Origin of the sequence: Gulosibacter chungangensis (assembly GCF_008831155.1) — a bacterium.
Classification (GTDB): Bacteria; Actinomycetota; Actinomycetes; order Actinomycetales; family Microbacteriaceae; genus Gulosibacter; species Gulosibacter chungangensis.
The window spans coordinates 12,632-26,533 of record NZ_WBKB01000009.1 but is presented as its reverse complement, the minus strand read 5'-3'; the positions used below and the strand labels follow the sequence as shown (position 1 = coordinate 26,533).

Here is a 13,902-nt window from a genome sequence, read left to right as displayed (position 1 = left end):
CACCGCGCCCGGCACACCTGCCGGGGCGGCGGGGTCCGCGGTGGTGTTTCGGCCAGGTACGCAGGAGGATCTGGCACCGTCGGGTGCGAAAGCCCGGTTCGAGGCCAACATCGGCGCGATCGGGGTGGTCCGCGCCCTCACCGCTGAGGAGCGTCCAGCGACCGTGGACGAGCAGCAGCGGCTGGCGCGCTGGTCGAGCTGGGGTGCGATTCCGCAGGTGTTCGATGAGGAGAACACGGACTGGGTGACCGAGCGTGCCCTGCTGCGTGGGCTGTTGGACGAGCAGGAGTGGCGGGCTGCGGCTCGCACCACCATCAATGCCCACTACACCGATCCCGCGTATGTCCGGGAAATCTGGGATGCGCTCGCTCGGCTCGGGTTCCAGGGCGGCACGGTGCTCGAGCCCGGGTCGGGGGCGGGCACGTTCATCGGGCTCGCCCCGGCCTCTTCCCGAATGGTCGGGGTCGAACTCGACCCGCTCACGGCCGCGATCTCACGGGGGCTCTACCCTGGCGCGGATATCCGTGCCGAATCGTTCGCGGACACCAAAGCTCCGGCCGCATCGTTTGATGCTGCGGTGGGGAACGTGCCGTTCGCGGACGTCACTTTGCACGACCCAGTACATAATGCGTCGGGGCACTCGATGCACAACCACTTCATCGTCAAAGCCCTGCACCTGACGCGGCCTGGCGGTGTGGTCGCGGTGCTCACCTCGCATTGGACGATGGATGCGCAGAACCCTGCAGCGAGGCGGGAGATGAACGAGCTCGCCGATCTGCTCGGTGCGGTGCGGCTCCCCACCGGTGCGCACCGGCGCGCGGCCGGCACTGAGGCACTCACTGATCTGCTGCTCTTCCGTCGACGCGACCCCGGGCAGGAGCCTGCGAGCGACGTGTGGGAGATGGTGACGCCCGTGACGATCGATGGGGAGCGGGTGAAGATCAACACCTATTTCGCGGACTATCGGCCCGATCATGTGCTCGGCGAGCTCCGGGTCGGGCAGGGCATGTACGGGAACCAGACGCTCCGCGTCACCGCCGACCTGACCGGTGTGCCGCGGCTGCTGCGCGACACGCTCACCGAGATCACCGCCTCTGCGACCGAGCGCGGCCTGACTTTCACCCCACCCACTGCGGCGCAGGAGCAGGAGCGCGCGGCGAGGGTCGCCGCCGACCCTGCCCTGTTTGACGGCTCCATTCTGGCCACCCCCGAGGGCACTTTCCGGGTGGTGGCCGGTGGGGAGTTGCTGCCGCTGAAAGTGCCCAAGTCCGCTGCCGTCGAGTTGCGGGCGCTGTTGACGTTGCGGGATGGCGCGATCGGGCTGCTCGAGATGGAGGCGGCCACTCGGGATGACACCGACGAGATCGAGTCCGCCCGCGCGCGGTTGCGTGACCAGTACGAGAGGTATGTGGCCCGGTATGGGCCGCTGAACCGCTACACGCTGCGCCGCACCGGCCGCACCGACCCCGACACCGGGGAGGACACGCACGCGCGGATCGTGCCAACGCCGCTGCGGATTCTGCGCGGCGACCCGTTCGGGCCGCTCGTCGTCGCGCTCGAGGTGTTCGATAAGCAGGAGCAAACCGCGGCCGGCGCATCGATCCTCTCCGGCCGGGTCGTCGCCCCGATCCCGCCTGTGCGCGGTGTCGAGAGCCCGGCGGATGCGATCTCGGTAAGCCTCGACCGCACCGGCGGAGTTGATCTGGAGCTCATTGCCGAACTCCTCGGCACCGACGGGTCCGATGCGCGGGCCGCTCTTGCCGGGCATGTGTTCGAAGACCCCGCCACCGGGGACCTCATTCACGCTCCGGAGTACCTGTCGGGGAATGTGCGCATCAAGTTCGACGCCGCAGAGTCAGCGGTCAAGGAGCGTCCGGAGTTGCAGGGCAACGTCGATGCACTGAAAGCGGTGCTGCCTGAGCCGTTGGGGGTGGATGAGATCGCGGCGCGGCTCGGCGCGGTATGGATCAGCGCCGCCACGCATGAGGAGTTCCTGCGGGAGATCCTGAAAGCCCCGGACGTGAAAGTGGAGAACCCGCTGCCGGGCATGTGGGAGGTGCGCGGCGGCAGGCAGGGCATCCTCGCGACCAGCGAATGGGGCACCCAGCGGCGCCCCGCACCGGATCTGGTGCAGTCGGTGATGGAGCAGAAACGCATCCAGGTGTACGACGAGCACCGCGACCCGGACGGTACGACGGTGCGGATCTTCAACCCCGTCGAGACAACCGCGGCGCAGGAGAAGGCCGACCAGTTGCAGGAGCGGTTCTCGGAATGGGTGTGGGAAAACCCCGAACGCGCCCGGATTCTTGCCGACGAGTACAACCGCCGTTTCAACTCGATCGTGCTGCGCGACTACAGCAGCGCCGGCGAGTACCTCACCTTCCCCGGCATGGCCCGCAGCTTCACCCCGCGCCCGCATCAGCGTGCTGCGGTCGCCCGCATGATCGCCGAGCCCGCCTGCGGCCTGTTCCACGAAGTCGGGGCCGGGAAGACCGCAGAAATGGTCGCAGGTGTCATGGAGATGCGCCGTATGGGCCTCATCCAGAAGCCGATGCTGGTCGTCCCGAATCACATGCTCGAACAGTTCTCCCGCGAATGGTTGCAGATCTACCCGCGGGCCAGGGTGCTCGCCGCGTCCAGTCAGGATCTCACCGCCGAGCGGCGCCGCTTGTTCGTCGCGAGGGCGGCCGCGAGCGACTGGGACGGTATCATCCTCACCCAGGGCGCGTTCGCGCGCATCCGCGTCGACCCCGCCACCGAGCGGGACTACATCGAGCAACAGGTCATCGCCCTGAAGGCCGCCTACGACTCCGCGAAGGGTGAGGATCGGATGAGCGTGAAGCGCATCCAGAAGCGGCTCTTGCAGGCCGAGAACAAGCTCAAGGGGCTCGTAGATCGGGCCCGGGATCCAGGGATCACGTTCGAGGCGACCGGGGTGGACTATGTTGTCGTCGACGAGATGCACATGTACAAGAACCTCGCCACCGAGTCGAACATCCGTGACGCCGCCATCGACGGTTCCGAGCGTGCCAGCGACCTGCACTTGAAGCTCGAATCGCTCCGGGGGCGCGGCCGCGACCGGGTCGTGACCGGGGCGACGGCGACCCCGATCGCGAACAGTGTGACCGAAGCGTATGTGATGCAGCGCTACCTGCGCCCGGACCTGCTGGAGGAAGCGGGCCTCGGGCACTTCGATGCGTGGGCGGCGACGTTCGGGGAGACCGTCACCGAAATGGAGATGTCTCCCACAGGCTCCTCGTTCCGTCTCAAGACCCGGTTCGCCCGGTTCCAGAACGTCCCCGAGATGCTCAGGTTGTGGTCGGTGTTCGCAGACGTGAAGACCGCCGAAGACCTCCAACTGCCCGTGCCGGACATTCAGGAGCGCGCCGACGGGAAGCGCGCCGCCGACACGGTGGTGCTCGCCCCCACCCGGGAGCTGCAGGCGTACATCGACGACATCGCCGAACGCGCCGAACGCATCCAGCACAAGCAGGTTCGCCCGGATGAGGACAACATGCTCAAGGTCTCCACCGACGGCCGCAAAGCCGCCCTCGATGTGCGCCTGGTCATCCCCGATACCCCGTCCGGGCCGTCCAAGGTCGATGTCGCCGCCGACATGGTCTACCGCGTCTGGGAGCAGCACCGCGGCCGGGAGTTCCTCGACCCCGCCTCCGGTGAGACCTCCCCGGTCCAAGGCGGGCTGCAGCTGGTGTTCTGCGACCTCGGCACACCGAACAAGGACCGCTGGAACGTGTACGACGAACTCCGCGCCCAGCTCGGCGCACGGGGCCTGCCCGATGGGGCCGTCCGGTTCATGCACGAAGCGAAGACCGATACCGACAAGGCGCGCCTGTTCGCCGCCGCACGCTCCGGGCACATCGCCGTCCTCGTCGGCTCAACCGAGAAGATGGGCGTCGGCACGAATGTGCAGTCGAGGGCGGTCGCTCTGCACCATCTCGACTGCCCGTGGCGGCCGAGCGATATCGCACAACGCGAGGGGCGAGTGATCCGGCAGGGCAACCAGAACGCTGAGGTGCTCATCACCCGGATCGTCACCGAGGGCTCCTTCGACTCGTACATGTGGCAGGGCATCGAACGCAAAGCACGATTCATCGGACAGATCATGCGCGGCAGTCTCGACGTGCGAGAGATCGAGGAGATCGACTCCGCAGCCCTCTCTGCAGCCGAGGCGAAAGCGATCGCGTCAGGGAACCCGCTCATGCTCGAGAAGTCCATCGCGCAGAACGACTACACGAAGCTGCAACGCCTCGAACGCGCCCACTCCCGGAACCAGTCGATGCTGCTCCACACCCGCGCTCGCAGTATGGAGCTCATCATCAACGCGGAGAGCGACGCTTCGGAACTCGAACGTGCGCTCCCCGGCGTCCAGGACACCAGCGGCGACCGATTCCGCATGACCGTGAAAGACCGCACCCACACATCACGCGTCGACGCGGCAGAAGCGATCGCGTACTGGGCGCGCGAACACAACCTGCAGTACCTGTCGAACTACGCCGAACGGAACCTCGGTTCTCTCGGCAGCATCTCCGGGTTCGCGATCAATGCCCGCGCGATCTCATCGCTCGGGCATGTCCAAGTGCAGTTCACGCTCGAACAGCTCCCCCGCGCCAGCTTCTCCCTCCCCCGAGACCAAGTTCTCTCCGCCACCGTCGGGCTCGTGCAACGACTCGAGAACCGAGTCTCGCAACTTCCCAGCATCATCGAAGGCCTCTATGAGGAGATCCGTCAGGAGCGGGAAGTGCTCGACGAAGCCGAGCAGCGCATCGGCCAGCCGTTCAAGCACACGGCCGCGCTCGAGGCCGCGAAAGCGCGACTCGACCGGGTCGAAGCCGAACTCGCTGAGCTGAGCACCGAAGCACAGAGCGAGGCCCCCGAAGCGGACGCGACCCCGGACTCCCTCCAGACCGATCCTCCTCAGGCTGCGCAGAGCGGAAGCGAGTCACCTCGTGTGCTCACCAAGCAGGCCGTCCGGGACTTCCAGCCATCCTTCGGCCCTCCCGCCACACCTCACTCACCGCCCGCTTCGGCGAGCGTCACGGTGACATCACTGCTGCGGGAGGCATCGCGCGCACCGAACACCGAACCTCCCACACCGTCACTGTGATCGGACTCCGGCACGCACCCGCGGGATGGCTGCTGCGTGGCGCAAGATCCGACGCTCGTTCAGCCGCCCGGTAGGGAAGTGCGACTCAGTACGCGACCCGCGCTGTAAGCGATGGCGGTTGGGAACAAAGGGGCACCTTCCTGCACATCTGCTTGTGTGCAAGGAGGAGCAACATGGCCGAAGACGCGTTCGACCCCGACGATATCCCGGAGCTTGACCAACCCGAGCCCGAACCGTTCAAGCGAGCCGAGACGCCGATACCGGAACCGACATTTCAACCGCCGGCTCCTCCGCCATCGCCCGTGAACTGGAATCTCATCACCGCACACCAGGCCGAAGAAGAATGGATGCTCCTGAACGGTTGGGTGAACTGGCTCCGAGCCACCTACGGGCTCCCCGCGGCGACGATCCCGCCAATGTGGCACCGACACTGGGAACTCATATGGGAGCTCTCCGCCCTCCACACGCATTGGCTCACCTGCTACCACCCGACCCGAGATGGTTCGGCACCGCTACTGTGGCACGCCGACTTCGCCGCAGCGTGCGCCCGACTCCGGAACTGGGTCACGATCAACGGAAGCAAGCTCGACCGAGACCGCCCGACACGGCAGACCACGTGGCCGGGAGAGGACCCCGCCGACGACGGCCAGGAAGAGATGATCGTGGATCGTGACGAAGACTTTGTCGACTTCGTCGTCGCCGACGTGCAACAGCGTGCAGCCGCTGAAGCAGCGCGAGAGGCCCGCGGGCAAGCATTGTAGAAAGGCCCGCAAGTTCACACCAGAGATGCCAGTGCGGCGATTACCGGACAGAGAGATCGGGACGGGCCTACCTGAGGCCCGTCCCGATCGTTCCCTCGTTCACCTGCGTGACGGGATCTCGACTAGCAGACGCTCGTCGAGCTCGTGCAGATCGACGCGGATGAGACGCCCCACCCGGTATCCGCGGATCGTGCCGTCCGCGATTCGGCGGCGCAGTGTCTTCACCGACACTCCGAAGCGTTCCGCTGCAACCGCGAGCGGCACGATCGTCGACTCGGGGAGTGTCGAATGGTGGTGTGTGGTCATGAAGCGCCTCCCTATTGATGTGTCTTGCACATCACAGGTGTCCTTCGCGGTCCTCCTCTGCTTCATTCTCGGAGTCAAGTCTGCCTGCTTTGAGTCGCGCCGCAACTCGCTCGCTCATGCGGTCCGAGAGTTCCCGGTCACGCTCCATGGTGGCGTGCTGGTAGCGGAGGACGATGTGGATATCAGAGTGTCCACCGCGTCGCATCAACTCTGCGAGGGTCGCGCCCTCTTGGGCGAAGATCGTCAGCCCGGTGTGCCGCAGGTCGTGGAATCTGAATCGCGGTGGGAGACTCTTGACGGAGTCTCTCGTTTCGCTCCAGATGTGCCCCCAACGAGTGTTCGAAAGCGGTACGCTGCCTCGAGGGCTTGTCGGGATCACGGGGGCTTTCGCCTCGTGCCCGACATGGTCTCGGAGGTGTTGCCGGAGTCGGCGTCGGATCAGCTTTGGGATGCTGAGCGAGCGCTTGCCTGCGTCGCTCTTCAGGTCCGTGTAGTCGCCGGTGTTGGCGTTCAGCTGCCGTCGCACATGAAGGGTCGCGCTGCCGTCGTCGTGCCACTCGATGTCTCGGCGTTGCAGGCCCAGACACTCGCCGCGCCTGAGCTGACACCAGGCCGCCAGAAGCCCTGCGATAGCCCACTCATCGGGCAGTGCCTCATAGATATCTTCGACCTGTTCAGGGCTGGCGACGTCCTCGCCGGGGTCGTGCTCAGCGTCGTGCCGCACGGACTCCTGGCGGGGGATCGAGATGTTAGGCGCTGCCGGGATCAGGCTCTCCCTGGCGGCCTGTCGGAGGATCATCATGAGGACGATCAACACCGGCCGGGTGACGCCGTTGAACTTCGACTTCGGGTTCAAGGGAGAGGGGATCTGGTCGAGGCGGGTCGTCATTTCTCGAATACGCGCCACATCGATCTGCCGGATCGGAGTGTCCTCGAACTCCGGAATCAGGTATCCGGTGATCTTGCTCCGGTAGGCGCGAACGGTGCCGACGGCTCGCTTCTTCCCGCTCCGGCCTGGCTCCATCCGCACCATCTCGATCCATCGCTCGGCATACTCGGTGAAACCGATCGATCTCGCCTTCTCTGCGGTAGCCTCCGCCCGAAGCCGGGCGGCGACGAGTGCCGGCGGTTCCCATTCTCCGAGGGCGATCTTGGCGTGCGTGGCAGCGAGCCAGACTCTGGCGTCTGTCTTTGTGAAGAACGTCAGCGATTTGTCGTCCTCCGTGCGGGCGGTGTACATCTCACCGTCTGGTCCAGGGTATCGGGCTTGCCAACGACCAGAGGGAAGCTTTCGCAGGCTTCCCCACCCCTCGCGTCTAGCTGCACCGGTGACCTTCTTCGTGGCATTCATCGCATCCTCCTGTGGCCGCAAATGGACTCACGCGGACCGTCGTGCCACTTCGTGCCATTTGCTACCCAGAACGAGAAGATATCCCGCGTGAACAGGCTTTTTCTCCTCCTGCTGGATCTCCAATGGCACGCTCTGGCACGACATCAGCGGCGTGCCACCCGCAAATTCCGGACATCACGCCTATCCGCGCTCGCCTGGGAGGTGCACTCGTGCCACCTCCATGCCATACCGTTTGGGTGATTATGTTCATTTCCGTCCTCCTCTGTCTTGCTGGAGACGGCACAAAAAGGGGCCCGGACCTGCAGAAACCTGCGGGTTCGAGCCCCTCATCAGCCCTTACGGGCCTTCGGCGAGAACTAGTTCTTCAAAAGTCCCAGTCGTCGTCGCTGGTGTCTTCGGCTTTCCCGATGATGTACGAGGAACCCGAGCCGGAGAAGAAGTCGTGGTTCTCTGCTGAGCCGGGTGAAAGCGCAGCAAGTATCTCGGGGTTGACCTCGGTCTCTTCAGGGGTGAACCGGGCCGGGTAGCCGAGGTTCATGAGCGCCTTGTTCGCGTTGTAGCGCACGAACACCGCCACGTCGTCCATGAGTCCGAGCGGTTCATAAAGGTCACCCGAGTATTCGAGTTCCAGTTCGTAGAGTTCTTCCAACAGTGTGTAGGTGAACTCGCGCATGTGTTCCTGTTCGGCTGCCGAGTGGGTCTCGAGGCCGCGTTGGTACTTGTATCCGGAGTAGTAGCCGTGCACGGCTTTGTCGCGGAGGATCAGCCGGATCATATCTGCGGTGTTGGTGAGGGTCGCGTGGACAGAGAAGTGCAACGGCAGGTAGAACCCGGCGTAAAGCAGCAGGGACGACAGCAGGGTGGAGGCTACTTTTCGTTTGAGCGGATCATCACCGTAGTAGTGCACCAGTACTCGTTTTGATCGTTCCTGGAGCAGGTCGTTGCCGACCGCCCACCGGTAGGCGTCGTCAATTTCTGGGGTGCTGGTGAGGGTGGAGAACACGCTGGAGTAAGAGCGGGCGTGCACGGCCTGCATGAATGCGATGTTCGTGTAGACGGCTTCTTCGTGCTCGGTGCGGGCGTCTTGGATCTGGCAGATCTCACCGACGGTGGCCTGCACGGTGTCGAGCATGGTGAGTCCGGTGAACACGCGCATTGTGAGGGTGCGCTCTTCGGGGGTCAGGGTCTGCCACGCGGGCAAATCGTTCGAGAGCGGCACTTTCTCGGGGAGCCAGAAGTTCGCAGTGAGCCGGTTCCACACTTCCAGGTCTTTGTCGTCCCCGATGCGGTTCCAGTTGATGGGTCGCAGGCGCGCGGCGGGGTCGTGCCGGAACCCGGGCGGGGTGACGGAGATCTCGGTAATCGGACGGGTGAGGTCGAGGAGAGTCATAGGGAATCCTTGATACAAATCGGGGTGGGTAAGGTGACTAGAGGGCGCAGGAGACACAGTTCTCGATCTCAGTGCCTTCGAGAGCTGGCTGGCGGAGCCGGATGTAATAGAGCGTCTTGATCCCGGCCCGCCAGGCATAGATCTGAGCCTTATTGATGTCGCGGGTGGTGGCGGTATCGCGGAAGAACAACGTCAAGCTCAACCCTTGGTCAACGTGGCGGGTCGCGGCGGCGTAAGTGTCGATGATCTTTTCGTAGCCGATCTCGTAGGCGTCTTCGAAGAACTCGAGGTTCTCGTTGGTCATGTGTGGGGCCGGGTAGTAGACGCGCCCGAGTTTCCCTTCTTTGCGAATCTCGACTTTCGCTGCGATCGGATGGATCGAGGCGGTCGAGTTGTTCACATAGGAGATTGAGCCGGTTGGAGGGACGGCTTGCAGATAGGCGTTGTAGATACCGTGTTGCTGGACTGATTCCCGAAGTGCGGCCCAGTCCGCTTGCGTTGGGATCGCGACACCGGCCTCGGTGAAGAGGTCACGGACACGCTGAGTATCGGGCTGCCAATCACGGTCCGTGTACTTGTCGAAGTAGGAGCCGTCGGCATACGACGAGGTGTCGAAGCCTGTGAAGGTTTTGCCGCGCTCGATCGCGATCTGGTTGGAGGCGCGCAGGGCGTGATAAGTCACGGTGAGGAAGTAGAGGTCGGTGAAGTCGATGCCCTCCTCGCTTCCGTACCGGATGCGCTGGGAGGCAAGAAAGCCGTGGAGATTCATCTGCCCAAGCCCGATCGCGTGCGATGCGTCGTTTCCGGCAGCCACCGAGGGCACCGCGTCGACATCGGTCTGTTCCGACACGCTCGTGAGTGCCCGCACCGCCGTCTCCACGGTCTGTCCGAAATCAGGCGAGGCGAACGCCTGCGCGATGTTGAGCGAGCCAAGGTTGCAAGAAATATCCCGGCCCACACGTTCGTAGCCGATGGCGGCGTCGTAATGGGATGGGGTGTTCACCTGGAGGATCTCGCTGCACAGGTTCGACATGTTGACCCAGCCTTCGAGCGGGTTCGCAGCGTTGACGGTGTCTTCGAACAGCACATATGGATATCCAGATTCGAATTGCAGCTCGGCGAGGGTTTTGAAGAACTCGCGCGCACTAATCGTGGTCTTTCGGATGCGCGGGTTGCCGACCAAGTCGTCATAATGTTCACTCACCGAGAGGTCGGAGAGGGGTTTGCCGTATTCGCGTTCCACGTCATAGGGGCTGAACAGGTGCATGTCCCGGTTTTCCTTCGCGAGCTGGAAGGTCACATCGGGAATGACCACACCAAGGGACAGGGTCTTGATGCGGATCTTCTCGTCCGCGTTTTCCCGTTTGGTGTCGAGGAACCCCATGATGTCGGGGTGGTGCGCGTGGAGGTATACCGCTCCCGCGCCCTGGCGGGCACCGAGTTGGTTGGCGTAGCTGAAGCTGTCTTCGAGGATCTTCATCACCGGGACGACGCCGGAGGCTTGATTCTCGATCTTCTTGATCGGTGCGCCGGTCTCACGCAGATTCGTCAGCAGGAGGGCGACCCCGCCACCGCGTTTGGACAATTGCAGGGCGGAGTTCACGCTGCGGCCGATGGATTCCAGGTTGTCTTCCAGGCGCAGCAGGAAGCAGGAGACGAGTTCACCGCGCTGTGCTTTGCCTGCGTTTAAAAACGTTGGCGTCGCTGGTTGGAAGCGGCCCAAGAGCATCTCATCGACGAGGCTGGTCGCGAGTTTCGTGTCTCCTTGCCCGAGGTAGAGTGCGGTGGCGACGACGCGATCCTCGAAGCCTTCCAGGTAGGTGGTGCCGTCGAAAGTTTTCAGCGCATAGGACGTGAAGAACTTGAACGCCCCCAAGAATGTGTGGAATCGGTGGCCTACGCCATACGCGTGCTCGTACAGCCCACTGATGAACTCTGGCGTGTATGCGGCCAGAAACTCCGGCTCGTAATACTCGTGTTCGACCAGCCAATCCAAGCGGTCATGCACAGATGAGAAAGTTTTCGTGTTCGGTGTGACGTGCTGTCGCAAATACTCGTCCGCAGCTTCCTGGTCTTTGTCGAACTGAATCGACCCATCCGGGGCGAACAGGTTCAGCTGTGCGTTGAGGGCGTGGTAGTCCTTGCGGACGCCGATCCCGGTACGTGGCGGAGTTTCTTGAGTCAAGGTGGTCATGCGGGATTCCTCTCGTTGGAGGCCTGCGCCCAAAAACGGGTCAGGCCGTGGGTGACGTGGTCAATATCGCGCTGGGTACCCAGCAGTTCGAAGCGGTACAGCTCGGGGACGTGGCACTTGGCGGAGATGATGGGTCCTGCGAGGCAGTAGTCCTCACCGAAATTTGTGTTTCCCGCCGTGATCACGCCCCGGATGAGGGACCGGTTGACCCGGTCGTTCAGAAACGCGATCACCTGCTTCGGCACCGCTCCAGCGTGCGCGCCGCCGCCATACGTAGGAACGACCAACACGAACGGGCGAGCTACCCGAATCATCCCTTCGCTGCGGGGGCGCAAGGGGATGCGCGCTGCGGGAAGGTCGAGCCGTTCCACGAAGCGTCTGGTGTTCTCGGACACGCTGGAGAAGAACACCAGATCCGAAGACTCTGTGAATGTCAGCTCCCGCGTCAGGGGTGCGGCTTGCCCTGAGCGAAGTGCGGTCGACATCGGGGTTCTCCTCTCCTGTTCGGCTGCCGATCGTCACGTCGGCAACCACTACATGTTGCGCTCGACCCCCACCGGAGGGGGCGTATTTAGTAATAACATCACTTTAGATCCTTTTTCTACGACACGTCCATACTTGCAACTACGGCGTGTCGAACATAGAATGTTAGGTGCGCAGACGCGCTGTGGATAAAGGGCCAGGAGGGCGGTGGAGAACTCACGAGCGTGCTACCGCGTCATCGGGTCTCCGGTGGCGCATGAGCAGGTGAGTTCGATGCCGCACGCGATGTCGCCGCCACCGAACAGAATCTTCAGAGTTACTTTGCTGCGGCCTGGATCAGATCCCATCGACTACACACCCTCGTTCAGGGAACGGGGACAGGAGGACCCATCGCATGAGAACCAATATCGAGCAAACCCTAGATGCGGCAGCCGTGACCACTCAGGCGATCCGCGAGTTCGTGCAGGAATGGGCAGCGATCACCACTCCTACGCGAGTGGAAGTCGTCAGCGCCGCCGATGATGCTCGACTCATCCAAGAGGCGCTGGATGCCGGTGAGCTGCTCCGGGCTGGTGAGGGGCGCTACTATGCCAGGTCGCATGTGAACGACACGGCCCGGTCGGAAGCACGCACTGTCGTCGCGACCAGCAACCCGTCGGATCGTGGCGTCTACAACAACTGGCATCCGGCCGACGAGGTAACCGCGACATTACGAGGGCGAATGCGTGCAGCCTCCGCAGGTAAGACCATGTATGTGGTGCCCTACCTCATGGCCGTACCCGGGACGCCCCTCGCCCCGTTTGCTGCAGGCGTGCAACTTACCGACGACCGCACCGTCGTGCTGCACATGATCCGTATGGCTCGCGTCGGCCTCCACCTATTCGACGACCTCGACGATCCTGACTTCTTCGTTCGTGGCGTGCATGTCACCGGTGACCTCGACGCCTTAAACCAGGGCACCCCCGAGGATCAGCGCCTCTTCGCCACAATCGCAGACCAGCGCACCATCCTGCACTACGGCTCCGCATACGGTGGCAACGCGCTCCTCGGGAAAATCGCCCATGCTCTGCGTCTTGCTTCCTACGACGGTTGGGTCTCCGGACGATTCCTTGCCGAGCAATTCCTGCTGCTTGGCATCGTCGACACCCACACGGGGCGTACCTATCACGTGTGCGGCGGGTTCCCCAGCGCCTCAGGCAAGACGAACCTCGCGATGACCCTGCCGCCTGATGCTCTCGGAGACCGGTACCGGGTGGAGTTCTACGGCGACGATATCGCCTGGCTCTGGACGGGAGACGACGGTCGGCTGTACGGCATGAACCCCGAAAACGGGATCTTTGGTGTCGCGAAAGACACCAACGAAACCACGAACCCTGCAGCTGTCGATGCAATGGGCCCCGGAAGCGGTGCGATCTTCACGAACGTCGCTCGCCACGACCTCACCGGGGAAGTGTGGTGGGAAGGCAACACCCGAGAGACGCCGACGCAGATCGAAGGATGGCGCGACTGGACCGGTCAACTCATCACCGACCGCGACGAGCACACGAGAAATGATCCCTGGGCACACCCGAACAGTAGATTCGCGACCGCACTCACCAACATCCCCACGCTCGCTCCTGCCGCCGACCATCCCGCCGGAGTACCAATTGACGCGATCATCTTCGGTGGGCGCACGAGTGACCGTGAACCCCTGATCCGCGCGATCACCGACCTCGCGGAGGGTGTCTACGACGGCCTTACCTTGGGTGCTGAGGCCACCTTCGCAGCCGAGGGCCTCGACGGGCAACTGCGCTATGACCCGATGTCCATGCGCCCCTTCCTCTCCTACCCGGAAGGGGACTACGCCCAGCACTGGCTCACCATCCTCGGCAAACTGGCTCACCCACCGATCTTCGCTCACGTCAATTGGTTTCAGCGGGATCCAGACGATGGCCGCTACCTCTGGCCGGGGTACCGAGAGAACCTCCGTGCCCTCCTTTGGCTTATCGACCACCACCACGGACGTGCGAACGGGCAGCACACTCCCGTCGGTATCGTCCCCACACCTGACGAACTCGACCTCGACGGTCTCAATCTCCGAGCGGGAGATCTCGACCGGCTGCTCCATATCGACCATGCGCGATGGGGTGCTGAGATGCACCACCGCAGCGAGCATCTCGCCCAATTCCCGAACCTCCCCGAACCCATTCGTGATGTGCACAAGCGCATCACCACGCAATTTGAATGGCGGTGAGTTCAGTCACTTCAAAAATAAAGTTCGGCTGACTTGAACATTCAATTCGGTTGCTATGC

Annotated in this window: 8 protein-coding genes; 3 read left to right on the top strand and 5 right to left on the bottom strand. The window is 63.4% G+C overall.

The window, feature by feature from the left end; genetic code table 11:
* Window positions 1-43 precede the first annotated feature (43 nt).
* Window positions 44-5,125: a helicase gene (locus F8O05_RS12360; protein ID WP_158053064.1), complete on the top strand. Its 5,082-nt coding sequence runs from the start codon at window positions 44-46 to the stop codon at window positions 5,123-5,125.
* Between the two features lie 173 nt (window positions 5,126-5,298).
* Window positions 5,299-5,886, top strand: a complete 588-nt coding sequence (locus tag F8O05_RS12355) for a hypothetical protein (protein WP_158053063.1) — start codon at window positions 5,299-5,301, stop codon at window positions 5,884-5,886.
* Window positions 5,887-5,985: 99 nt separating this feature from the next.
* On the opposite strand, the gene F8O05_RS12350 is transcribed toward F8O05_RS12355, so the two are convergent.
* The 5 genes from F8O05_RS12350 to nrdI form a co-directional block, all read right to left on the bottom strand.
* Complete coding sequence (locus F8O05_RS12350) at window positions 5,986-6,192, bottom strand: helix-turn-helix domain-containing protein (protein WP_158053062.1); 207 nt, start codon at window positions 6,190-6,192, stop codon at window positions 5,986-5,988.
* 31 nt (window positions 6,193-6,223) lie between these two features.
* The gene (locus F8O05_RS12345) at window positions 6,224-7,543 is read right to left on the bottom strand and encodes a tyrosine-type recombinase/integrase (protein ID WP_158053061.1); all 1,320 of its coding nucleotides are present in this window, start codon (window positions 7,541-7,543) and stop codon (window positions 6,224-6,226) included.
* Window positions 7,544-7,907: 364 nt separating this feature from the next.
* On the bottom strand, window positions 7,908-8,933 hold the full coding sequence (gene nrdF / locus F8O05_RS12340) for a class 1b ribonucleoside-diphosphate reductase subunit beta (protein WP_158053060.1): 1,026 nt from the start codon (window positions 8,931-8,933) through the stop codon (window positions 7,908-7,910).
* A gap of 37 nt (window positions 8,934-8,970) precedes the next feature.
* The gene (gene nrdE, locus F8O05_RS12335) at window positions 8,971-11,127 is read right to left on the bottom strand and encodes a class 1b ribonucleoside-diphosphate reductase subunit alpha (RefSeq protein ID WP_158053059.1); all 2,157 of its coding nucleotides are present in this window, start codon (window positions 11,125-11,127) and stop codon (window positions 8,971-8,973) included.
* Window positions 11,124-11,612 (bottom strand): class Ib ribonucleoside-diphosphate reductase assembly flavoprotein NrdI, encoded by a 489-nt coding sequence (gene nrdI / locus F8O05_RS12330; protein ID WP_158053058.1) that lies wholly within the window; start codon window positions 11,610-11,612, stop codon window positions 11,124-11,126. The genes nrdE and nrdI overlap by 4 nt, the downstream gene beginning before the upstream one ends.
* Before the next feature lie 392 nt (window positions 11,613-12,004).
* Here nrdI and F8O05_RS12325 point away from each other — a divergent pair, with 392 nt between their 5' ends.
* Window positions 12,005-13,843, top strand: a complete 1,839-nt coding sequence (locus F8O05_RS12325; RefSeq protein WP_158053057.1) for a phosphoenolpyruvate carboxykinase (GTP) — start codon at window positions 12,005-12,007, stop codon at window positions 13,841-13,843.
* Window positions 13,844-13,902: the final 59 nt, after the last annotated feature.

Coding starts and splice junctions, on each gene's coding strand:
- F8O05_RS12355 (WP_158053063.1), top strand. CDS start 5,299: ATGGCCGAAGACGCGTTCGACCCCGACGATATCCCGGAGCTTGACCAA.
- F8O05_RS12350 (WP_158053062.1), bottom strand. CDS start 6,192: ATGACCACACACCACCATTCGACACTCCCCGAGTCGACGATCGTGCCG.
- F8O05_RS12345 (WP_158053061.1), bottom strand. CDS start 7,543: ATGAATGCCACGAAGAAGGTCACCGGTGCAGCTAGACGCGAGGGGTGG.
- nrdF (WP_158053060.1), bottom strand. CDS start 8,933: ATGACTCTCCTCGACCTCACCCGTCCGATTACCGAGATCTCCGTCACC.
- nrdE (WP_158053059.1), bottom strand. CDS start 11,127: ATGACCACCTTGACTCAAGAAACTCCGCCACGTACCGGGATCGGCGTC.
- nrdI (WP_158053058.1), bottom strand. CDS start 11,612: ATGTCGACCGCACTTCGCTCAGGGCAAGCCGCACCCCTGACGCGGGAG.
- F8O05_RS12325 (WP_158053057.1), top strand. CDS start 12,005: ATGAGAACCAATATCGAGCAAACCCTAGATGCGGCAGCCGTGACCACT.